This window comes from Clostridium novyi NT (genome assembly GCF_000014125.1).
In the GTDB taxonomy this organism is placed as follows: domain Bacteria; phylum Bacillota; class Clostridia; order Clostridiales; family Clostridiaceae; genus Clostridium_H; species Clostridium_H novyi.
On the sequence record NC_008593.1, the window covers coordinates 78,352 to 101,993 of the forward strand.

21 protein-coding genes are annotated in these 23,642 nt (G+C 28.5%); 18 read left to right on the forward strand and 3 right to left on the reverse strand.

Annotated elements, in window-relative coordinates; all coding sequences use genetic code 11:
• The first annotated feature begins 52 nt into the window (after positions 1-52).
• The 3 genes from NT01CX_RS00460 (at position 53) to NT01CX_RS00470 (ending at position 3,069) form a co-directional block, all read left to right on the forward strand.
• Positions 53-1,054, forward strand: coding sequence for a tetratricopeptide repeat protein (locus NT01CX_RS00460; RefSeq protein WP_039243259.1), 1,002 nt, complete (start codon positions 53-55; stop codon positions 1,052-1,054).
• Positions 1,055-1,256: 202 nt separating this feature from the next.
• Positions 1,257-1,997 (forward strand): acyltransferase, encoded by a 741-nt coding sequence (locus tag NT01CX_RS00465; RefSeq protein ID WP_011721076.1) that lies wholly within the window; start codon positions 1,257-1,259, stop codon positions 1,995-1,997.
• Positions 1,998-2,148: 151 nt separating this feature from the next.
• Positions 2,149-3,069, forward strand: a complete 921-nt coding sequence (locus NT01CX_RS00470; RefSeq protein ID WP_011721077.1) for a DMT family transporter — start codon at positions 2,149-2,151, stop codon at positions 3,067-3,069.
• Positions 3,070-3,135: 66 nt separating this feature from the next.
• Here NT01CX_RS00470 and NT01CX_RS00475 read toward each other — a convergent pair whose 3' ends face one another.
• The gene (locus NT01CX_RS00475; protein ID WP_011721078.1) at positions 3,136-3,756 is read right to left on the reverse strand and encodes a manganese efflux pump; all 621 of its coding nucleotides are present in this window, start codon (positions 3,754-3,756) and stop codon (positions 3,136-3,138) included.
• A gap of 175 nt (positions 3,757-3,931) precedes the next feature.
• Here NT01CX_RS00475 and NT01CX_RS00480 point away from each other — a divergent pair, with 175 nt between their 5' ends.
• The 10 genes from NT01CX_RS00480 to NT01CX_RS00525 all read left to right on the forward strand — a co-directional run bounded on the left by NT01CX_RS00480 (position 3,932) and on the right by NT01CX_RS00525 (position 16,648).
• Positions 3,932-4,606 (forward strand): DUF1232 domain-containing protein, encoded by a 675-nt coding sequence (locus NT01CX_RS00480; protein WP_011721079.1) that lies wholly within the window; start codon positions 3,932-3,934, stop codon positions 4,604-4,606.
• A gap of 125 nt (positions 4,607-4,731) precedes the next feature.
• Entirely contained in the window at positions 4,732-5,073 is a 342-nt protein-coding gene (locus tag NT01CX_RS00485) for a zinc ribbon domain-containing protein YjdM (protein WP_011721080.1), read from the forward strand.
• 276 nt (positions 5,074-5,349) lie between these two features.
• Positions 5,350-6,366, forward strand: coding sequence for a LacI family DNA-binding transcriptional regulator (locus NT01CX_RS00490; protein ID WP_011721081.1), 1,017 nt, complete (start codon positions 5,350-5,352; stop codon positions 6,364-6,366).
• Between the two features lie 11 nt (positions 6,367-6,377).
• Entirely contained in the window at positions 6,378-7,478 is a 1,101-nt protein-coding gene (locus NT01CX_RS00495) for an ABC transporter ATP-binding protein (RefSeq protein ID WP_011721082.1), read from the forward strand.
• A 30-nt stretch (positions 7,479-7,508) separates the two neighbouring features.
• Positions 7,509-8,852, forward strand: coding sequence for an ABC transporter substrate-binding protein (locus NT01CX_RS00500; RefSeq protein ID WP_011721083.1), 1,344 nt, complete (start codon positions 7,509-7,511; stop codon positions 8,850-8,852).
• 53 nt (positions 8,853-8,905) lie between these two features.
• Positions 8,906-9,772, forward strand: coding sequence for a carbohydrate ABC transporter permease (locus NT01CX_RS00505; protein WP_011721084.1), 867 nt, complete (start codon positions 8,906-8,908; stop codon positions 9,770-9,772).
• On the forward strand, positions 9,772-10,599 hold the full coding sequence (locus NT01CX_RS00510; protein WP_011721085.1) for a carbohydrate ABC transporter permease: 828 nt from the start codon (positions 9,772-9,774) through the stop codon (positions 10,597-10,599). Before NT01CX_RS00505 ends, NT01CX_RS00510 begins: the two co-directional genes overlap by 1 nt.
• A gap of 18 nt (positions 10,600-10,617) precedes the next feature.
• Positions 10,618-12,768 carry a TIM-barrel domain-containing protein gene (locus NT01CX_RS00515; protein WP_039243258.1) on the forward strand — a complete coding sequence of 717 codons (2,151 nt, stop codon included), beginning with the start codon at positions 10,618-10,620 and terminating at the stop codon, positions 12,766-12,768.
• 18 nt (positions 12,769-12,786) lie between these two features.
• Entirely contained in the window at positions 12,787-14,265 is a 1,479-nt protein-coding gene (gene malQ, locus NT01CX_RS00520; RefSeq protein WP_011721087.1) for a 4-alpha-glucanotransferase, read from the forward strand.
• Between the two features lie 7 nt (positions 14,266-14,272).
• Entirely contained in the window at positions 14,273-16,648 is a 2,376-nt protein-coding gene (locus NT01CX_RS00525; RefSeq protein ID WP_011721088.1) for a glycogen/starch/alpha-glucan phosphorylase, read from the forward strand.
• Between the two features lie 85 nt (positions 16,649-16,733).
• On the opposite strand, the gene NT01CX_RS00530 is transcribed toward NT01CX_RS00525, so the two are convergent.
• A protein-coding gene (locus NT01CX_RS00530) for an IS1182-like element ISCno1 family transposase (protein WP_148195531.1) occupies positions 16,734-18,172 on the reverse strand; the annotation gives its coding sequence in 2 pieces (ribosomal slippage) (positions 16,734-17,866 and positions 17,866-18,172; 1,440 coding nt in all).
• A gap of 172 nt (positions 18,173-18,344) precedes the next feature.
• Entirely contained in the window at positions 18,345-18,929 is a 585-nt protein-coding gene (locus NT01CX_RS00535) for a 50S ribosomal protein L25 (protein WP_011721091.1), read from the reverse strand.
• A gap of 344 nt (positions 18,930-19,273) precedes the next feature.
• Here NT01CX_RS00535 and NT01CX_RS00540 point away from each other — a divergent pair, with 344 nt between their 5' ends.
• From NT01CX_RS00540 to NT01CX_RS00560, 5 genes are all read left to right on the forward strand, one after another.
• A complete protein-coding gene (locus NT01CX_RS00540; RefSeq protein WP_011721092.1) occupies positions 19,274-19,930 on the forward strand; it encodes an NAD(P)/FAD-dependent oxidoreductase in 657 nt (218 codons plus the stop codon).
• Positions 19,931-20,105: 175 nt separating this feature from the next.
• Positions 20,106-20,579, forward strand: coding sequence for a hypothetical protein (locus tag NT01CX_RS00545; protein WP_011721093.1), 474 nt, complete (start codon positions 20,106-20,108; stop codon positions 20,577-20,579).
• A complete protein-coding gene (locus NT01CX_RS00550; RefSeq protein ID WP_011721094.1) occupies positions 20,579-21,277 on the forward strand; it encodes a response regulator transcription factor in 699 nt (232 codons plus the stop codon). The genes NT01CX_RS00545 and NT01CX_RS00550 overlap by 1 nt, the downstream gene beginning before the upstream one ends.
• Before the next feature lie 19 nt (positions 21,278-21,296).
• Positions 21,297-22,742 (forward strand): sensor histidine kinase, encoded by a 1,446-nt coding sequence (locus NT01CX_RS00555; protein WP_011721095.1) that lies wholly within the window; start codon positions 21,297-21,299, stop codon positions 22,740-22,742.
• 14 nt (positions 22,743-22,756) lie between these two features.
• On the forward strand, positions 22,757-23,593 hold the full coding sequence (locus NT01CX_RS00560; protein WP_011721096.1) for a CPBP family intramembrane glutamic endopeptidase: 837 nt from the start codon (positions 22,757-22,759) through the stop codon (positions 23,591-23,593).
• Positions 23,594-23,642 lie beyond the last annotated feature (49 nt).

The following is a 23,642-nucleotide window of genomic DNA, read 5'->3' on the forward strand; positions in this document are numbered from 1 at the left end:
TAAAATATATATTATAATAGATGTTTATATATTATATAAGGAGTGAAAATATTTGAAAAGAAAAAATATAATCTCGTTAATAGTAATATTCATGATTATATTAAGTTTTTCAGGGTGTGCAAATGAATCAAAAGGTAACGTAGTTACTAGTGATGTTAAGAAAGAAGCAAAACTAAAAGATGATAAAATTAAGAGTTATATTGAAGAAGGAAGTAAGCTTTTAGGTGAGAAGAAATTTGATGAAGCCAAAAGTGCATTTCAAAAAGCTATTTCAGAGGATAAGTCAAATAAAGACACTTATATTAAAATAAAAGATAAGTATATGGAAAATCAAAGAATGGATGATGCATATCAAATTATAAATTTAGCTGTTAAAAATAATGTTGATACTGAAAATATGAAGAAACTTTCAAGTGATATAAAATCTAAGTTTGAAGTACCTATCATAGAACAAAAGGCTTATGAATATGGTAAATACTCATTGCCAAGTAGTGTAAAAATAAAAATAAATAATGAGGAAAAACAAGTGAATGTTGTTTGGAATAATCCTAAGGTGGATACAACCAAAGTTAAAGTGAAAAAATATACAGGTAAAGCACAGGGGTATGATAGAGAGGTTCAATTAAATTTAAGTATATTACCTGTAAAAACCGTTAAAAAGACAGTATATGCAATGGGAACTTATATTAAAAATAACAGGAGATATTTAAAAACAAGAGAGGTAGAGTTTTTTAGAGATACAGATGAAGATATGGATATAGCTGAAAGAATGGCAATTCAAGATGGTCATGCCGATTACTTAATAGATGGTAGAGTAGATGATGATTATTATATTAGAGATTTAAACAAACCTATGAAGGTATATGAAATGGCTCCAAATGCTAGTATAAGTGTATGTGAGTATATGGTTAATTCAAGTGGTTCAGCAGGTCAAAATAAGATTAATTATGAGAGGTTTAGTAAATTAAATAATGGTCAATATAATCAAATACTATCTTATATATTTTTGAAAAATGGGATTATAGTTAAATATGAACAACAATATCTTCCTTGAATAAATTAGTGTTTAAAATAGTAGCTAATAAAAAATTAGTTACTATTTTTTTTGTAAAATAAAAAACTCTATATTCTTATTAAATATAACCAAAATGTTTAAAAAATTTCAAAATAGTGTAATAATATATTTTGAGAAATCATGTTATGTTTTAATATAATATATAAAGCAAACTATTTATAAAAAGAAAAAGGAGTATATTATGAGCCAAATAAATATGTTATTAAATGAAGTAGAAGAAATAGTTAACAATGGAATAACTGATGAAGGAGTTAAAAGAATATTAGACATGCTAAAGTGTTCCCTTCCTATTAGTGACTTAGATGAGATTGAATTATATGTAGATTACTTACCTAAGAATATAAACTATTCAAAAGAAAAAAGATATTTGCATTTCTTATGGGATATGCTAGATAAATCGCCCATGAGTATTGTAACTAATTTTGCTATTCCATTTAGAAGAATACTTGCAAAGAAATTATTTAAATCTTGTGGTAAAAATTTTATAGCTCAAAACAATGTTAGATTTAATGTGCCAGATAAAATAGAAATTGGAGATAACGTTATTTTTAGCAATGATATTTTCATAGATTCAAAGGGTGGATTTAAAATAGGAAATTCATCAGGAATTGCTGAAGGTACATATGTATTTACACATTCTCATTCTGAAGAGGATCATACTGTAAGAGAATACAAGCCTGTAGTTTTAAAGGATTATGTAAAGATATATTCAAGATGTACTATCTTACCAGGGATTACAATAGGAAACCAAGCTATAGTTGCAGCTGGATCTATAGTAAATAAAGATGTAGAAGAAAATTCTTTAGTTATTGGTGCTCCTATAAAAAAGGTAAGGGATAGAAAAAACAATGGAAGAAAAGAAGAAGAATTAAATCATTTATGGTTAATAGATGGGTATTTTCAAAATGAGGAAATAAAATAGAATAATAAACTAAAATAATTCATATTTGTAAAATATATTATATAATATTATGTGGGTTTATGATTGTTATATATTTTTTATTGAGTAAGATTTGTAAATATAGTATTTTATAAAATTAAAATAATAATCAATCTTAAAAGGGGGCAAAACAATGAAGAACAAAAGATTAGGAGCAAATGCACTGTTATTAATTACAGCTGCTATATGGGGACTTGGCTTCGTAGCACAAAGGGTAGGAGCGGAAAATTTAGGAGCATTTACTTTTAACGCTATAAGATTTGGTCTTGGAGGAATTTCACTTATACCTTTGATTCTTTATTTTAATAAAGAAAAGAAGAAAAGTAAAAAGGATGAAGTTGCAGTTACAGATGGCTTTAAAAAAGAAGTATTGCCTGGGATCATGCTTGGTGGAGCGCTTTATATAGCGGCTACATTACAACAAATAGGACTTGCTTATACAACCGCTGCAAAGGCTGGATTTATAACAGGACTTTACATAGTGCTTGTACCAATTATGGGTATATTTATAGGACATAAAATAGATAAGGGTGCATGGATTGGAATGTTATTTTCAGTTGCTGGTTTGTATTTATTGAGCATAAATGAAAACTTCGCTATAAGCAATGGAGATTTACTTGAAGTTATAGGTGCTGTATTTTGGGCAACTCATATTCTTTTGATAGACTATTTTTCAAAAAAAGTTGATTCGTTGAAGTTATCATGTATTCAATTTATAACTTGTGGTATTTTAAGTTTTTTAACTGCTCTATGTGTCGAAGTTATTACATTACAATCCATATATAATGCTATGATACCTTTACTTTATGGTGGTTTTTTATCAGTAGGGGTTGCCTATACTCTTCAAGTTGTAGCACAAAAAAGTGCAAAACCATCTCATGCAGTTATAATACTTAGCATGGAAGCTGTATTTGGTGCAATTGGTGGCGTTCTTTTACTTGGAGAAGAAATGACAACAAGAGGATTTCTAGGATGTGCATTCATATTAGTAGGTATACTTGCATCACAAATCAAATTTCCAAAGAAAAATAATATAGAAAGTACTAGTGTATAAAATATATAAGTTTAAATAAAAATCAGTATTTAAAAGCCCCTTACTTACATAAGAAAGGGGCTTTTGTTATAATTTCATAAAGGCAAGGACAAGTAGTAATGTACCACTAAGCCATGATAGATTTAAATCCACTTTTTCAGCTATTTTTCTTCCGAGGAAAGAGCCGAGCATTACTGCAACCATATCTGAAATCAAGGAGAATCCTACAACTTGAAAATAATTAACACCAGCAAGTCCACTTCCAAAACCAATTGCCATGCCATCTAGGCTACAAGCAAGGGCAAGGGTGAAAGCTTCACCAGGTTTAAGTATTCTATGATTGCTAGTATCTAAAACATCTTCATCAGCACTCAAGTTTAAATCAAAGTTAATATCAAAAATCTTAAAGTTAAATGATTTATTTGTCAGTTCATTTTTTCTTAGATGAGATTTAAATAAACTTTCAAACAGCCTAAGTGAACCTAAAATAAATAATATACCAAAACATATAGCTATAGTTAAACTCTCAGGAAGAAACTTTCTTACTATTGAACCAGCAAATAATGAAATTGCAAGAACTGTTGAGCAAACAACATTAATTACTGTAGTTGATGAAAAAGGAATTTTTATTTTATTGGTTCCGTAACCAAAACTCGCAACAAAAGCATCTATACATAAAGATGTAACTAATAGTATTGACTGAAGCATTTTATGCACCTCTTTAATAATTTAAGTTATTTATAATACCATATTATTTAAAGTATCAAAAATTGTTCCTAAAATATCAAAAGATGTTGATGAAAAATCAACAATAAAACAACACTATAATAATGTTAAGTTCATATCATATTAATATATAAAAGTACTTTAGAGGTGAATAGGGTTGAGTAATTCGGAGGAAAGTCGTGATTTTGGATTATATCTAAAGGATAAACTAAAGGAAAAATCCTTATCTTTAAGTAAACTTAGTAGTTTAACAGGAATTGATAAATCAACAATATCAAGAATTATAAATCATAAACAAAGAGCAAATATAAATCATTTAGAAAAAATATCAAAGGCACTAGATATACCATTAGAAGAATTATTAGTGGAAGATGGATATAACATAAACAATGAAAATATTCAACATAAGGGAGAATTTGATATAAACAACAACTATGAGAGCATTGATGATATTTTTAAACTATCATCAATGGTTGAAAATACAGAGCTTAAAGGGTTGATAGAATCTCAATTAAATAAATATCAATTATATTTAAAGACAGATGAGGGAAAGGATGTACTTTATAAAAATTTCAATAATAAGATAGAGAAAATAGATAAGGGCGGAGTATTTGTAGAGAAGTTAAAAGATATGTATAAACAATTTTGTTCTAAGGATATACCAATAAAAGAACTACTTTTAATAGGAAGTGGACTTCTATATTTTGTAACTCCTATAGATATTATTCCTGACTTTATATTTCCAATAGGCTTTTTAGATGATATTATAGCAATTAAAATAGTATTAGATATGCTCGATAAAATTAGAAATAAGTCAAATTACAAAGAATAAAATAGAAAACATGATTATATACAATATAAATTAATGTATTTGATAATATTAGCGTACTGTGATATATTATAAAGGCATTTCATAAAATAGAACACAATTAATGAAAAATTGAAAGGAATGAATTTATGAATAGTTTACCAAACTGTCCAAAATGTAATTCGGAATATACTTATGAAGATGGAAATCTTATAATTTGTCCAGAATGTGCTCATGAGTTTACATTAGAGGCACAAAATGAGCCTGCTGAGGATGAAAATGTTGTTAAAGATTCAAATGGAAATATATTAAGTGATGGAGATTCTGTAACAATAATAAAGGATCTTAAAATAAAAGGATATTCAAATGCTTTAAAGAAGGGTACAAAGGTAAAGAATATACGTTTAGTTGATGGAGATCATAACATTGACTGTAAAATAGATGGTTTTGGAGCAATGCTTTTAAAATCAGAGTTCGTTAAAAAGCTTTAATATACTTAGAAAATTATCCTACGGAATAGATTTGTTAAAATCTTTCTGTAGGATTTTTTATTTAATAAGGAGAGGTTATATAAATTAATGGTGTAAAATATGATAGATATTATAAAAATTCATTATAGTATACCAAATTTTACAAAAGTTATTTAAAGATTCTTAAAATGTGTTATAATAGTATATAGATATTGGAAACGTTACCAGTAACGTTTCCAAAAAGAAGTTTTAAAAATAATTTATATATAGATATATTTTAAGAAAAGAGGGTATCTAATGGCTAATATAACTATAAAAGATATATCTAGGATGGCTGGAGTTGGTGTTAGTACTATTTCAAGAGTTTTAAATAATCATCCAGATGTTAAGGCGGAAACAAGAAAAAAGGTATTGGATGTAATAGAAATGGTTAATTACATACCTAATAATAGTGCAAGAAACCTAAAGAGAAATACATCAAAAAGTATAGGGATTTTAATTAAAGGTATAGATAATCCCTTTTTTTCAAAGATGATAAAATCAATAGAAAGAAAGATTGATAGTAAAAGATATTCTATGATACTTCATTACAATGAAAGTCAGAAGGATGATTGTGATTCTGCAATAGAACTTATAAAGGAGAAAAAGTTAAAGGGACTTATATGTCTTGGTGGTGATTTTAATAATTTAGATAGAAAACAATTAGAAAATATAAGCGTACCCATAGTTGTTACATCTAGTAATGTAACAAAGAATATAAACAATACCCTTTTTTCAAGTGTAGTTATAGAGAATGAAAAAGCTGCTTTTGATGCAGTTGATTATTTATGCAAACTAGGGCATAAAAACATAGGAATTATAACTTCTGGGGAAGATGATAGAAGTGTCGGAAGGCTTAGATTTTCTGGGTATAAAAAAGCCATTTCTAAAAACAATATAGAGTTTAATAAAGAGTTTGTTGAAATAGGAGAATACACCTTTGAATCAGGTTATAAGGCAATGAATAAGTTTTTAGATAAGAATTTAAAAATAACAGCAATATTTGCAACTACTGATATTATGGCAATTGGTGCTGCAAAGGCTATTTTAGATAGAGGGCTTAAAATACCTGAGGATATATCTATAATTGGATTTGATGGAATTGATTATTCAAGATTTTTTCATCCATCAATAACTACAGTTGAACAACCAGTAGAAATTATGGCTGAAAAAAGCATAGAAATTTTACTGGATTTAATAAATGGAAGCAAAAAACATCAGCACTTAGTTCTCAAAACTAAACTAGTGAAGAGAGAATCTTGCAAAAATATATAGGGGGGTAAAGTATGGCTAAGGTAATTTTAAAAGACGTTGAAAAGATTTATCCAAATGGATTCAAAGCTGTTCATGGAATTAATTTAGAAATAAATGATGGTGAATTTATGGTTTTTGTAGGACCATCAGGATGTGCAAAGTCAACAACTTTGAGAATGATAGCCGGCCTTGAGGAGATAACATCAGGAACTATTTCTATTGGAGATAAGGTTGTAAATGATGTTCCACCTAAAAATCGTGAAATTGCTATGGTTTTTCAAAATTATGCATTATATCCACATATGACTGTTTATGATAATATGGCATTTTCTTTAAAGGTAAGGAAAGTTCCAAAAGATATCATAGATAAAAAGGTAAGAGAAACTGCTAAAAATTTAGATTTAGAGGAACTTTTAAAGAGAAAACCTAAGGAATTGTCAGGAGGGCAAAGACAGAGGGTAGCAGTTGGAAGAGCCATAGTAAGAGATCCTAAAGTATTCTTATTTGATGAACCTTTGTCTAATTTAGATGCAAAATTAAGAGTGCACATGAGAGTTCAACTATCTAAGCTTCATAAAGAATTAAAAACAACAATGATATATGTAACACATGATCAAGTAGAAGCTATGACTATGGGTGACAGAATTTGTGTTATGAATTTTGGACGAATAATGCAGGTTGATACACCTTTAAATTTATATAGATATCCTGTTAATAAATTTGTAGCTGAATTTATTGGTTCGCCTACAATGAATGTAATAGAAGGAGAACTTATAAAAGAAGATGACCTAGTTTTAATAAAAGTAGGTGATATTAAATTAAGGCTTCCTAAAGATAAGGCAGATAAGGTACAAGGATATATTGATAAAAAGGTTTGGTTTGGAATTAGACCTTCAGACATTAACCTTCAAGAAAACGTTAACAGCATTGGTATTGAAGGAATTGTGGACTTTGTTGAAAATATGGGAAGTGAAGCATTTGTTTATTTTAAATTAGGCGCTAAACAATTTATTTCAAATATACAATTATCAGACATTAGTAACATAAAAACAAATGATAAGATAAAGCTTATGTTTAATATGGACAATTGTCATATATTTGATATTGATACTGAAAAAAATATAACTTTATAAAATTTAATAAAAAATATGGAGGGGTAATTTATGAGAAATGTTAAAAAACTTGTTGCATTTGCAATCACATCAGTTATGATGATGTCTTCTTTAGCTCTGGGAGGTTGCGCATCCAAATCGACACAAACGAGTACTGGGGATCAAAAAGATAAGGTAACTTTAAATATATTTCAATTTAAAGTTGAAGTAAAAGAAGAACTTGAAAAAGCTGCAAAAGAATACTCAGAAAAACACCCTAATGTAAAAATTAATATAAATACTGTTGGTGGTGGAGATGACTATGGAGCAGCGCTTAGAGCAAAAATACAATCAGGAGAGGAACCAGCAATATTTAATATAGGAGGACCACAGGATGTAAAAGACTGGAAAGCTAGGCTAGTTGACCTATCAGGAGAATCTTGGGTAAAAGAATCTATCAAAGGAGTTTTAGATGGTGTAACCGAAGATAAGAAAATTTATGGCATGCCATTTGCTGTGGAATCCTATGGTTTAATATACAATAAAGAAATCTTTAAAGATGCAGGAATAGATGCGTCAAAAATAAATAGTTATGATTCTTTGGAGGCGGCGGTTAAAAAGCTTGATAATGAAATAAAATCAGGTAAATTAAAGGATAAATATCCTCAATTAGAAGCTGTATTTGAAATGCCGGCAAAGGAAACTTGGATAACTGGACTTCATTCATCAAATGTAGCATTAGCACAAGAATTTAACAGTTCATTAGATTCATTTAAATCTGATAAGGTTCAATTTAAATATAGAGATGGATTTAAGAGTTTAATTGATTTACAAGCAAATTATTCCCCAAATGCAAATTCTAAGGGAAAATTAAATGCTGTTGATTATGCAACTCAAGTTGGTCAAGGGATAGCAATTGAACGTGTTGCAATAATTCAACAAGGAAACTGGATATTCAATGATGTTGATAAGACTGATGAAAAGGTTGCCAAAAAACTAGACATATTACCAATCGCAATTAAAGGTGGAAAAGGTGATTCTATAGCCCTTGGAGTTCCAATGTACTGGGCAGTTAATAACAAGGTATCAAAAGAACAACAAGAAGCAGCTAAAGACTTTTTAAATTGGTTATATACTTCAGATGAAGGAAAGGATATGATTGTAAATAAATTTTTCTTTATTCCTCCATTTAAAGGATATGAAAAATACCCTGCAAAAGATTCTCTTGCAGTAGCTACAGAAAGATACATTAAAGAAGGTAAGACAATACCATGGGTATTTATGGGATATCCAACTGATTGGGGTATGAATGTTGTAGGTAAAAATATACAAAAATATTTGGCTGGAAAAATGACTTGGGATGAAGTTATAAAAGATTCTCAAGATCAATGGACAACTATGAGAAATAAAAAATAATGTGAGGGGGAGGGAGAAATCCCTCCCTTATTATAAAGAAAGAGGAGGACACTATGAAAAAATCAAGGTTATGGTTTAGCTTTTTTGTTGCACCTATATTAATTTCATTTTTAATTGTAGTAATTATACCAGCTATAACGGGAATTTATTATTCATTTACTGATTGGAATGGAATAGATAATAACGCACCTTTTGTTGGACTTCAAAACTATAGGCAAATATTTAGTGCAGATAGTGGATTTTTGCAATCCTTTATATTTACTTTAAAGTTTTCAATAGTGTCAGTAATAATGATAAACTTAATAGGTTTTGCTTTGGCACTATTAGTAACTAGAGAAATGAAAATTAGTAATATTTTAAGAAGTATATTTTTCATGCCTAATATGGTTGGAGGGCTTATCTTAGGATTTATATGGCAGTTTATATTTACTAAAGCTTTCAATACAATAGGAATGAAACTAGGATGGGAGTTCATGACAGGCTGGCTATCTACAACAGCAACTGGATTTTGGGCTCTTGTAATATTAATGTCATGGCAAATGTCAGGATATATGATGGTTGTTTATATTGCGGCACTTCAAGGAATTCCAGATAACTTAAAAGAAGCTGCTGAAATTGATGGAGCAAACCCATTCCAAAGACTTATAAATATAACAATTCCTTTGGTTGCACCAGCATTTACAGTAGGAATATTTCTAACTTTATCTAATTGCTTCAAATTATTTGATCAAAATCTAGCATTAACTGGTGGAGGGCCTTACAATTCAACCCAAATGTTAGCACTTAATATATATAATTCAGCTTTTGCAAGAAATGAATTTGGAATATCACAAGCTAAAGCAGTAATATTCTTAATTACCGTTGCAGTAATAACATTAACTCAATTGAACTTTAATAAGAAGAAGGAGGTTGAGATGTAATGAAACAAGGACTTTTAAAGAAAATTGGTTGGAACATACTATCTATTTTTGTAGCAATTATATTTTTGGCACCTCTTTATATAGCTTTTACGAATTCATTTAAAACACAAAAGGGGTTATATCTTAATGTTTTAGGATTACCTAAAGGAGATACATTTACTTTAGATAATTATATTCGAGCATTTGAAGATTTGAATTTTTTTCATTCATTTTTGAACTCTTTTTTAATCACAACAATAAGTACGGTTTTAATTGTAATATTTTCTTCAATGGCAGCTTGGATGCTTGTCAGATCTAAAACAAAATTAAGCAAATTCTTGTTTTTCTTATTTGCAGCAGCAATGCTTATACCATTTCAATCTGTAATGTTACCACTCATAAATATAATGGGAAAATTAAATTTATTAAATCCTGTAGGATTAGTATTTATGTATCTAGGATTTGGTTCAAGTTTATCAATAATTATGTATCATGGGTTTATTAAAAATATACCACTTGAGTTAGAAGAAGCAGCTATTATTGATGGTTGTAATAAATTTCAAGTGTTTTGGATAATAGTTTTTCCTTTATTAAAACCAATAACAGTGACAGTTAGCATACTAAACGCAATGTGGATATGGAATGATTTCTTATTACCACAACTTGTTATAAACAAACCAGAGTGGCAAACGCTTCCTCTAAAAATGTTTTATTTCTTTGGAGAGTATTCAAAGAAGTGGAATTTAGCACTTGCGGGACTTGTACTTGCTATGATTCCAATAATAGTATTCTATTTCTTTGCACAAAAACACATAGTAAAAGGTGTTACACAAGGTTCTATAAAATAGATAGCTGGAGGGGATTGCGTGAAGGTTTTTAAAATAGATAATAAGGTGAAAAAATATAGGTTCGGAGAACCTTTTAATACTGAAACTGTATTAGTAGAGGGAACAGAAATAATGGAGGAACCATTAGAATTTTTAAGTATAAATAAGAATGAAAGTATAGTACTTAGCTATAACTTAGATAAAGAAGATATAGTTCTGGGACTTGGAGAAAATCAAAGAGGAATAAACAAAAGGGGAGGGATATATGAGTCGTTTTGCACAGATGATCCTTTTCATACAGAAGATAAAAAGTCTTTATATGGAGCTCACAATTTTTTAGTAGTAGATGGAAAAGAAGCCTTTGGAGTATTTGTTGATTTCCCAGGAAAGGTGATTTTTGATGTTGGATATTCTAATAAAAATAAGTTGAGTATAATAATTGAAAATATTAATTTAGATTTATATATAATAAAGGGCAATTCTATAAAGGAGATAGTTAAGAATTTTTTAAATTTGATTGGAGATAGCTATGTTCCTCCTAAATGGGCTTTTGGATATCAGCAATCAAGATGGAGTTATAAAGATAAAAATGAAATTAATGAAGTTGCAAATAACTTTATAGAAAATAAAATACCATGTGATGCAATCTATTTGGACATAGATTATATGGAGAGATTTAAGGATTTTACAATAGATAATAATGCGTTTCCTAACTTTAAAAAATTTACACAAGAGATGAAGAAAAAAGGTTTTAGACTTATACCAATTATAGATGCAGGTGTAAAAATTGAAGATGGATATGACATTTATGAGGAAGGTATTAAAAACAACTATTTCTGCAAGGATGAAAATGATGAGCCATTTTTAGTTGCAGTGTGGCCTGGAAAATGCCATTTCCCAGATTTTTTAAATAAAGATGCAAGAGATTGGTTTGGACTTAAATATAAAATTTTAACAGATTTAGGTATTGAGGGGTTTTGGAATGATATGAACGAACCTGCAATATTTTATACAGATAGGGGACTTAAAGAAGCAATTGACTTTGCAAAAGAGTCAGAAGGAAAAAATCTAGATATTAATTCTCATTTTGAATTACAAGATAAGTTTAAGGGTATGTCAAATAATTTATTAGATTATAAGAGCTTCTACCACAACATAGATGGAAATAAGGTAAACCACTACCAGGTTCATAATTTATTTGGGTATAACATGACCAAAAGTGCCAGTGAAGGACTTAAAAAGATAGATAAAAATAAGAGATATTTATTATTTTCAAGATCTTCCTATATAGGAATGCATAGATATTCTGGAATATGGACAGGAGATAACTGTTCTTGGTGGCAACATATATTATTAAATATAAAAATGATGCCTTCATTAAATATGTGTGGATTTTTATATATAGGTGGGGATACAGGCGGTTTTGGAAGTAATTCTAATGCTGAACTTATAATAAGATGGACACAATTTAGTATATTTACTCCTCTTTTTAGAAATCATTCAGCAAGGGGAACAAGAAAACAAGAACCTTTTGCTTTCGATAGAGATACTACAGAAATTATGAGAAATACAATAGAACTTAGATATGCTCTAATACCATATATTTATTCTGAATACATGAAAGCTGTTATAAATAAAGAGGTGTATTTTTCTCCAATTATGTTTGAATATGATGATGAAATGTCAAGAAGAGTGGAAGATCAGCTTTTAGTAGGAAAATCATTGATGGTTGCACCTATATATGAAGAGAATGCTAAGGGGAGATATATATACTTGCCAGAAGATATGCTTTTATGGAAAGCGAAAAATTATAAAGAAAAAAATTATGAGGTAGTTTCAAAGGGACATAGTTATATAGACATAGATATTGATGAAGTACCTATTTTTATTAGAAAGAATAAGATGTTAGTTGTAGGGAATTCAGCACAAAATGTTGATTCTATTGATAATAGGCAGTTAACTGTAATAGCTTTTGTTGAAAAGAATGCTCACTATAAATACTATGATGATGATGGTATAACTTATGATTATAAAAAGGGTAAATATTTAGAATTAGATATTAATATAACAAAGAATGAAAAGGATTATGACATAACAGTTAATGAAAATAAAGTTAATAATATACAAGAAATTAAATTTGAAATATTGAATACGCAAGGTGAAGTCTATTTAAAAACAATAAATTTGTAACAAGAAAGGAGAGGAGTTATGTTTGAGAGAAGCAGTGGAATTTTAATGCATATTACTTCTTTGCCTAGTCCCTATGGAATAGGGACTTTAGGAAAAGAAGCCTATAGATTTGTAGACTTCTTAGTTAAAGCGGGACAAAAATATTGGCAAGTTTTGCCCTTAGGACCTACTGGATATGGAGATTCTCCCTATCAATCATTTTCAGCTTTTGCAGGAAATCCATATCTTATAGATTTAGATTTGCTATGCAAAGAAGGACTATTAGAAGTTAATGATTATAAATATATAAATTTTGGGTATAACTGTGAAGAAGTAGACTTTCAAAAAATAGCAGAAAATAAAATGCCTATATTAAAAATGGCTTTTAAAAATTTAAAAGATAAATATAGAGATGAGTTACAACAATTTAAAGAAGAAAATGATGAATGGATAGAAGACTATGCTTTATATATGGCGTTAAAAGTAAAAAATAATTTAAAGTCGTGGCAACTATGGGACAAGGATATAAAACTTAGAAAAAAGGATGCCTTAAATAAGGCGAAAAAAGAGCTTAAAGATGATATAGATTATAATATATTTTTACAGTTTATGTTTTATAAGCAGTGGAACAATTTGAAAGAATATGCTAATAAAAATGGAATCAAGATAATTGGAGACATACCAATTTATGTTGCAGAAGATAGTGCAGATACATGGGCAAGTAGTGAACTATTTTTATTAGATAAAGATAAAAGACCAATAGTTGTATCCGGCTGTCCCCCAGACGGATTTTCTGAAACTGGACAGCTTTGGGGAAATCCAATATATAATTGGAAGTATTTAGAGGAGACAAATTACAGTTGGTGGGTAAAAAGAATAAAAGCTAATAGTAAACTTTATGATGTAACTAGAATAGATCATTTTAGAGGGTTTGAATCATATTGGCAAGTTCCTTACGGAGAAGAAACCGCTATAAATGGTGAATGGGTCAAAGGTCCTGCTATGAAATTATTTAATGTTATAAAAAAAGAACTGGGTGATGTAGATATAATAGCTGAAGACTTAGGATATTTAACAGATGAGGTTAGGAAATTTAGAGAAGATAGTGGATATCCTGGTATGAAGGTATTAGAGTTTGCTTTTGATGCTAGAGAGGAAAGTGATTATCTTCCACATAATTATGATAAAGATTGTGTAGTTTATACAGGTACACATGATAATGATACTGTAAATGGATGGTTTGAAAACGCTAATAAAAGTGATGTGGATTTTGCTATAAAATATTTAAAACTTACTAAGGAAGAAGGATATAACTGGGGATTTATAAGAGGAGCTTTAAGTTCAGTAGCTTCCCTTGCTATTGCACAATTTCAAGATTATTTAGGACTTGGAACAGAAGCAAGAATGAATATTCCATCAACATTAGGTGGCAATTGGAGATGGAGAGCTAAAAAGAAAGATATAAACGGAGATTTGAGCAAGAAAATATGTGAAATTACCAAACTGTATGGAAGGTAGGGATAAGATGTTTAATTCTAAAGAACTAAAATCAACAATAGAGAAAATATTAAAAATTGATTATGGTAAATCATTAAACAAAGCAAAAGACTATGAAAAATACAATGCAGTTTGTAAAGCTATTATGGCAGAAATAGTTGATAGATGGGAAAAAACTCAATATAAATATGAAGAAGGAAAACAAGCAAGTTACTTTTCAGCAGAGTTTCTCATGGGAAGAGCATTGGGAAATAACTTAATAAATCTTGGGATTTATGATGAGGTTAAAGATGTATTAAAAGAAATTAGTATAAATATAAATGATATAGAAGAAATAGAGGAAGATGCTGGTCTTGGAAATGGTGGACTTGGAAGACTTGCAGCATGCTTTATGGAATCATCGGCAACTAAAAATCTACCTGTAACAGGATATGGAATTAGATATAGTTATGGATTGTTTAAACAAAGATTTGTAGATGGATTTCAAGTAGAAGAAGTTGATAACTGGTTAAAATATGGAGATCCCTGGTCAATTCGTAGAGATGAAGATACTATTATTGTAGAGTTTGATGATGAAAAAGTTAAAGCGGTGCCTTATGATACTCCTATTGTTGGATATAGAACAAAAAATATTAATACTTTAAGATTATTTAAGGCAGAACCTATAAATGAGTTCGATTTTGAGTTGTTTAACGATCAAAAGTATAATAAAGCTGTTGAAGAAAAAAATAGAGCTGAGGATATTTCAAGGATACTTTATCCAAATGATTCTACTGAAGAAGGAAAGATATTAAGATTAAAACAACAATACTTTTTTGTATCAGCGGGACTTCAAGATTTAGTTAAAAAATTCAAGAAAAATCATGGAAATAACTTTGAAAAGTTTAATGAATTTCACGCAATTCAACTTAATGATACTCACCCAGTAGTTGCAATACCAGAACTTATGAGAATATTTATAGACAATGAAGGGCTTGAATTTGATAAAGCATGGAATATTGCAATCAATACTTTTGCTTATACAAATCATACTATTTTAAGAGAAGCACTAGAAGAGTGGGATGTTAAGTTATATAAAAAGTTATTACCAAGAATCTATGGAATAATAGAGAAAATAGATAATAATTTTGTAAAAGAATTAAAAAAGAAAAAATACAAAGAAGAAAAAATAGATTCAATGAGAATTATATATAAAGATAAAATAAGAATGGCGTTTTTAGCTATACATGGTACTCATGCTACAAATGGAGTTGCAAAACTTCATACAGATATATTAAAACATCAAGAGTTAAAGGATTGGTATGAGTTATATCCAGAAAGATTTTTAAATAAAACTAATGGAATAACACCTAGAAGATGGTTAAAATTATGCAACATTCAACTATCAAATTTAATAACTGAGCTTTTGGGAAACGAAAATTGGATAGTGAATTTGGATGATTTAAAGGAATTAGAAAAATATATAGATGATGATGTGGTATTAAATAAAATTTTAGATATAAAGAAAGAGAAAAAAAAGGAACTTGCAAGGTATATTGAAAAACATGAAGGTGTTACAATAAATCCTGATTCAATATTTGATATTCAAATAAAGAGACTACATGAATATAAAAGACAACTTTTAAATGCATTTGGAATTTTAGATTTATATTTTAAATTAAAAGAAAATCCAAAGCTTGATATAGTGCCAAGAACTTTTATATTTGGAGCAAAGGCAGCGCCAGGATATGTTAGAGCTAAAGCAATTATTAAATTTATAAATGAAATAGCAAAGCTTATAAATAATGATAGAGATATAAATGGAAAGATTAAAGTTGTATTTGTTCAAAACTATAGGGTTTCTTATGCAGAAAAACTATTCCCAGCAGCAGATATTTCAGAGCAAATATCAACAGCGGGCAAGGAAGCATCAGGAACTGGTAATATGAAGTTTATGTTAAATGGAACACCTACTCTTGGAACCTATGATGGAGCTAATGTTGAAATTGTAGAAGAAGCTGGAGAAGAAAATAACTTTATTTTTGGAGCAAGAGTTGAGGAATTAGAAAAAATTAAGGATTCTTATAATCCAAAGGACTACTATAAAAAAGATAAAAATTTAAAAAGAGTAGTAGATACACTAATAGATGGAACTTTTGATGATAATGGAACTGGTATGTTTAAAGAATTATATAGATCCTTATTGGAGGGGGCTAGTTGGCATACTCCAGATAATTATTTTATATTTAAAGATTTTAATGACTATATAAATGCAAGGAACTTAATAGATAAAGATTATAGGGATAAACTTTCATGGGCAAAGAAATGCCTTATAAATATAGCAAGCGCAGGTAAGTTCAGTAGTGATAGAACTATTAAAGAATATGCACAGGAGATATGGAATATAAAAGAGAAAAAAATATGATATAAAATAAACCTCATTCACTAAGTGAATGAGGTTTATTTTATTCAGATTGTTCAAAAAGCCCCCAACAATTGGGGGCTTTTGTTTACGCCAAAATTCTTTTATGCGATAGCATTCGAAAAATATTTATTATGTATGTTAATTTGGAATAAATTTGAATTAATGTACACAAAAAATAATGCGATAGCACCATGGCTATCTTTTTCATATTCTGAACTGCCGCTGTAAGTAAGCATTGTTCAGAAACATTTTTAATTCCTCGCATGCGACAATAACGTAGCCCATGTAATTCTTTTGAATCAGCAAAGCTACGCTCAATCTTTTCTTTACGTCGTTTGTAAATACTTTTACCTTTTTCTGTTTTAGTAAAGCTAAAAATTTGATCTTTATAGTCTTCCCAAACATGACGACGTATAGTTCTATTAATGGATTTATCAGATGTTAAGCAATTATTTTTATATTTGCAATAAGCACAATGCTCCGCATTACTTAAATATTCTTTATAACCTTCCCTCGTAGTAGTTCTATATTTTAAAAAGCAATTATTAATACACACATATCCATCTAATTCTTTAACATACTGAAATCTATATTTTGTATATTTTCCTTTAACATGGGGTCCTAAACGGAACCCAAAAACACCTTGATAATTTTTGTCTGAAATTTGTTTACAAATAGGATTCGTAGAATATCCGGCATCTGCTACTAAATATTTTGTATTAAAATTAAACTTTTCTATTTGAGTTTCTATTCTTTTAACATAAGGATCTACATCGTTTATATTCCCGGGAGTAACATGAACGTCTGTTATAATATTATACTTTCCGTCAACAGTTCTATGATCTAAATAAAAAAAGCCTTTAGGTTTTCCATCTCTAACCATATATCCACTGTCTGGATCAGTTGTACTTACTTTTATTTCCTTAGTTTCAGCTATTTTAGTCTTTTTTTTTAGAGGCTTTTTATTATGATTAATTCTATTTTTATTAATGTCATTCTCTAATTCATCAAAGTATTCCTTTGTGGATTTAGTTATTTCTTTTTTAATAAATTTATGTTTATTAGCGTTAGCTTTTAAGTGAGTAGAATCAGTATATAGAATTTTGCCATCAACCAAGTTTCTATTAATAGCTTGAAATACAATATTATCAAATATTTCTTGATGTATATTTGTATTACTAAATCTTTTTGTTCTATTCTGGCTTATAGTGGAATGACTGGTATTTTATCAGTAAGTCCATATCCTAAAAACCATCTGTAAGCTACATTTACCTGGATTTCTTTTACAAGCTGACGCTCTGAACGTATACCGAATAGGTATCCGATAAAAAGCATTTTAAATAATACAACTGGGTCTACTGAAGGTCTGCCATTATCAGGACAATATAAATCCTTAGTTAAATCTCTTATAAATGAAAAATCTATGTATTTATCTATTTTTCTAAGTATATGATTTTCAGGTACTAAATTTTCTATATAAACTAGTTCTAATTGATTTTGTTTTCTTTCATTATTAGTAAGCATTTTTCCTCCGTAGGAGCCCTAACGGGCTAAAAGATTTATTGGTCTAAAATATATATTCTACATAAAAACTAAAAACCCTTTTTGTAATAAATGTAAAAAGGCTGTTGACAAATTATGTTTATCAACAGCCTGTATAAAATAAACCTCATTCACTAAGTGAATGAGGTTTATTTTATTCTTCTGTATCTTCACTAGAAGTTTTAACTGATTGATCTGTGCTATTAACAACAGCTACAAGAGCATCTGCTTCAGATAAAAGTCTAATGCCTTCAGGTAATTTTATATCATGAACAAATATTTTATCGTCAAAATTCATAGTTGAAGCATCTATTACAATGTTCTCAGGTATTTCTTCAACCTTTCCTTGCATTTCTATTTCAGTTATGAAAGTTTCTAATATTAATTTTCTAGATTGTAAGCTTTCAATACCCGTAAATTCAACTGGTATAGTCATTTTTATAACTTCATTTTTGTTTACGTTTTGAAAATCAACATGTATAACATTTCCGGATAAAGCATCATTTTGAATTTCTTTTATAACGCAATTTCTTATTTCATCGTTTAATTTTAATTTAAAAATAGAGCCTTTAGAATTCTCTTTAAGTAATCTCATTAACTTATTGTATGACACTTTTACAGGTATTGATTTTTCTAAATGTTCTCCATAAATTATGCAAGGAACCTCTCCGTTTCTTCTTATTTTGTTAGCGGTATCTGTTTTTTGTCTTTCGCTTATAGCAATTGCTGCTTGTGACATAATAAACCCCTCTTTTCTTTTATTTTAATACAGTTATTAAATTTTTCTATATCAGTTTAGAAAAATGTCATATTATAGTGTGAAAAAACAAAGATTTTATCATATAAATAGTATTGATGATGGATATGTGTATTAGTTTTTATTTTGACGTATATAGTTACATTCTAACTCAACAAGGAGGAAAACCCAACCAGTTACCTACTAAAAATACAAAAATTAACCAATTGTTCACAAATGACTAAAATTATGATGTATTATAAGTTCATATAATATATAATAGTGTAAAATAATATGTTTATATAGTATGTGCTTATAAATACTTAATATGACATGGAGGAGAGAGCATGGCAAACCATTTTGGAAATTTACAAAAGGTAAGAGATGGTATAAGAAAATACGCAATAACGCCACATATACCTGGAGGGTTTATAACTCCAGAAAAGCTTGAAAAAATAGCTAGAGTTGCGAAAAAATATAATGGAGCTTTAAAGATAACATCAGGTCAAAGAATAATGATAACTAATTTAGAAGAAAGTGATTTGCCAAGTATATGGGAAGAGCTAGATATGGAAGCAGCGGTGAAAAGCCAAAATTCAGTTAAAAATGTTGAGATGTGTCCAGCAGGATTTTGTAAGCGTTCTAAGCATAATACAATTGGTATAGGTATGAAGTTATCTAGAAAATATCAGTGGATGGATATGCCTTGTAGAACTAAAATTGGTGTTTCTGGATGTAGAAATGCTTGTGGAAGTGTTTATAGCAAAGATATAGGAGTTATAGCAGATATAGATGGAACATTAATGGTTACAGTAGGAGGATCAGCTGGGTACAATCCAAGACTTGCAGATATTGTGGCAAAGGGATTATCTGAAAAAGAAGCTTTAGATATGGTAGATAAGATTATAAAATATTATAAAGAAAATGCAGAGCTTGGAGAGAAGTTAAGCTTTTTTATTGATAGAGTAGGATTAGAAGAATTAAAAAGGGTTTTAGAGAGGTAATGGCGTGTACTGCGTTCGCCATTAATTTTCTAAAATTTTTTTATATATATGGTTATTTTAAATTATTTATACTTTTATTTTGTGATTTTTCTTAAGGTAATTTTAAGAATTCCTTAAGACAGGTTAAAAGAAGTTTTTGTAGAATAGATATTGAAAGATATAAAGGAGGAGAGACATGGAAGAAAATTTAGTTTTACAATTTTCAAAAAACTACAAGAAGAAGAATATTAATGCCATACTAAGCTGTATATTATATTTTTTCATAATTTTAAGTTTGTCATTTAGACATATAATGGAAGGTAAAGGAAAATGGTTTATTATTCTTGGAGGAATATTATTAATATTTAATTTAGTTGAAATTATAAGTAGCATAATTGAACTATATAACATAAGAAAGTTTGCTTATATTAAAGCAAATCATGAAAAAGTAGAAGTTTGCAATAAAAAAATAGCTAAGTATGATTTTATAAATATTAGCGATATAAAGAGTTATAGTTTTGAGGGAAATATAAGGAGAAAGAATATAATAGTAAAAGGTAAAAATAATGATTTAAACATAAATTTAAGAAAAATAGATACAAAAGACGTGGACAAGCTTAAAAAGTTTTTTAAGGGGCTTGGTATATGTGAAAAAGGAGCTGTTATGTAGTGGCAAGGGTTTTAATTGCAGATGATGAAGAAGAAATAATTGAATTATTATCTTTATATTTAGAAAAGGATGGTCATTGTATATACTCAGCGGTAAATGGATTAGAAGCACTTCAAATTATAAATAATAATGAAGTTGATATAGCAATTATAGATATAATGATGCCACAAATTGATGGGTATCATCTTGTAAGAAAAATAAGAGAAAATTACGATATGCCTGTTATTATGCTTTCGGCAAAAAGTGAATATTGTGATAAAATACTTGGACTTGATCTTGGAGCTGATGACTATATAACAAAGCCTTTTAATGCAATGGAGGTCTTAGCTAGAGTAAAGGCACAACTTAGAAGATACAATAAAAGTATGTCTGAAAAAGAAAAATGCGAAAAACAATATTTAGAATGTGGTAAATTAAGATTAAATATTAACACGTGTACGTTATATAAGGAAAATATAGAAGTTTATCTTACGTCTACTGAATATAAAATACTTTTTTATCTACTAGAAAATAAGGGGAAGGTATTTACAAAAAAACAAATTTTTGAATATGTTTGGGAAGAACCATTTTATGGAGATGATAATGCCATAATGGTTCATATAAGCAATCTTAGAGATAAAATAGAGGATGATTCTAAAAACCCACATTATATAAAGACTATAAGGGGGCTTGGATATAAATTGGATTCAAACATATGATTAAACAAGGAGCATTATAATGTTTGGTTTAAAAAAACAAAATAAAAGAGTGTATACTACTACATTTAAACAATATATAATATTTTTATTTTTCATAGTAACAATATTTTCTGTAGGAATTGTAGCAATATTTGTAGGCATTGGAAGGCTTATTGATTCAAATGAATATAAAAATGATATAAACAAATTTTATAAGGCTAAAGTTATTATTAAAAGTGATTATAAGAATATAGATGCAAAACAAGTAATATCTATTGGTGGTTGGGTTGAAATACTAGATAGTAATAAAAAAGTTATTCATATAATTGGAAAAAAGAAAGATAAAAAAATGGTCTATAGTGAAGATGAATTACTATTAGCTGTAGAGCGAAATTTGGATATAAATAAGACTAATAATAGTTACCTGTGTTCAATAGAACCATTTTATTCTAATGGCAGAAAGTATTATTGTGTTGTTAAAGTGCCAAATGACACTATGCAAATAGATATAGACAAGAAAAAAGCTATGGAAAAGTATATAGAAAAGGTAGTAACTAAAGTATCAAAGGGAGTACTGTATATTATAATATTAGTGGTTTTATTGATATTAATATATAGTGCTTGGGTATCTAATAGAATAATTAAACCTTTAAAAGAAATACTTATGGGTATATCAAAAATGACAGAAGGAGATTATGAGGCAAGAATTAAATTTAAACGTGAAAATGAATTTTCTGAAATAAAAGATGCCTTTAATTTTATGGCTGAAAAAATTCAACAAGGAGATATAGAAAGAAAAAGAAATGAACAATTTAAGCAACAACTGTTTACGGATATATCTCATGATTTAAAAACCCCAATAACATCTATTCAAGGGTATTCTAAAGCTTTATATGATGGTGTAGTAGAAGATGATGTAAAAAAACAAAAATATATTAAGATTATTTATGATAAATCAAGGAGACTTACAAGCTTAGTTGAAAATGTTCATGAACTTGCAAAGTTAGGAAATGAAAGTTACTCTATGTCCATGGAATACACTGATATATGTGAGCTTTTAAGAGAAATACTCGCAGGGTTTTATTTTGAAATAGAAGAAAAGCAATTTGATTGTCATATAGATATACCTGAACAATCAATTATGCATAAGGTGGATAAAAGTGAATTTACAAGGGCTATAGCCAATATAATTTCTAATTGTATGAAGTATAATCCTTTAAAGACAAAGATTAAAATACAATTAAAGAAAAATGTTTCTGATATAAGTATAATTATTGCTGATGATGGAATAGGTATATCTAATGAATTAAAACAAACTATATTTGAGGCATTTACAAGGGGTGATTTATCAAGGCTTTCAACGGGAGGTACGGGTCTTGGGTTATCTATTGCTAAAAAAATAGTTGAGAAACATAATGGATGGATTGTATTAAAAGGCGATGATAATTATAAAACTATATTTGAAGTTGTATTAAACTTAGAGTAAGGGGGACATTAAATATGGATAAATACTTTGAAAAAATAACTATACCAGTATTATTAGGAGTTTATATTTTAGTGGGAGTTGTTGCATTTATAGCATCACAAATTAGTGGTAAAATAAGTGTATGTGCACAAAATATTTTTAATGATAATTTTTTTAGTATAATTTCGCAGTTGCTTTTAATAGGGTTTATTGTGTATAAGCTCAAAAAGAGTGGATTTAACTTTAAAGATTCAATAAGAGATTTTAAAAGTAAACCTAAATATAAAGATGGTCTGATAATTATTGTTATACATGGAATTCTTGCAATAGCAGCAGCCATAGGTATTGCGTATATAGTGTATAAAATAAATCCTGGTTTATCAGAAAAGATGATGGGACAGAAGATATTAGAAAATAGCGGTACAATATATGATGCTATTTATGAATTTATTTTGGTGGTTATACTTGCGCCTATTATAGAAGAACTTGTATTTAGAGGTATTATTCTAAATAGACTAAAAATGAGATGGGGAATAGGTTCAGCTATTATTGTATCTTCTATATTGTTTGGAGTGTTACATATAAATCTTGCTGTTATAGGAGCATTTTTATTTGGAGTAATGATGTGTATTGTATATATGAAAACTAGAAATATATTTGTAACAATGCTTATTCATTGTATAAATAACTTTTTATGTTCTTTGCCGAGTATTCATGGTGGTGGCACTGATGAATTTAGCAAGACAGACATTAATGACCTGCTTTTACTCGGAAAACCAGCTATAGCAATATTTTGTGTTACATCTATCATTGCAATATGGTATATAGTTAGAAATTGGCCTAAAAAAAGGGAAAATGTCAGCTTGAATTAGCTGATCTTTTCCTTTTTCTTATTAAAAGGACATACAAGGAATAATATGA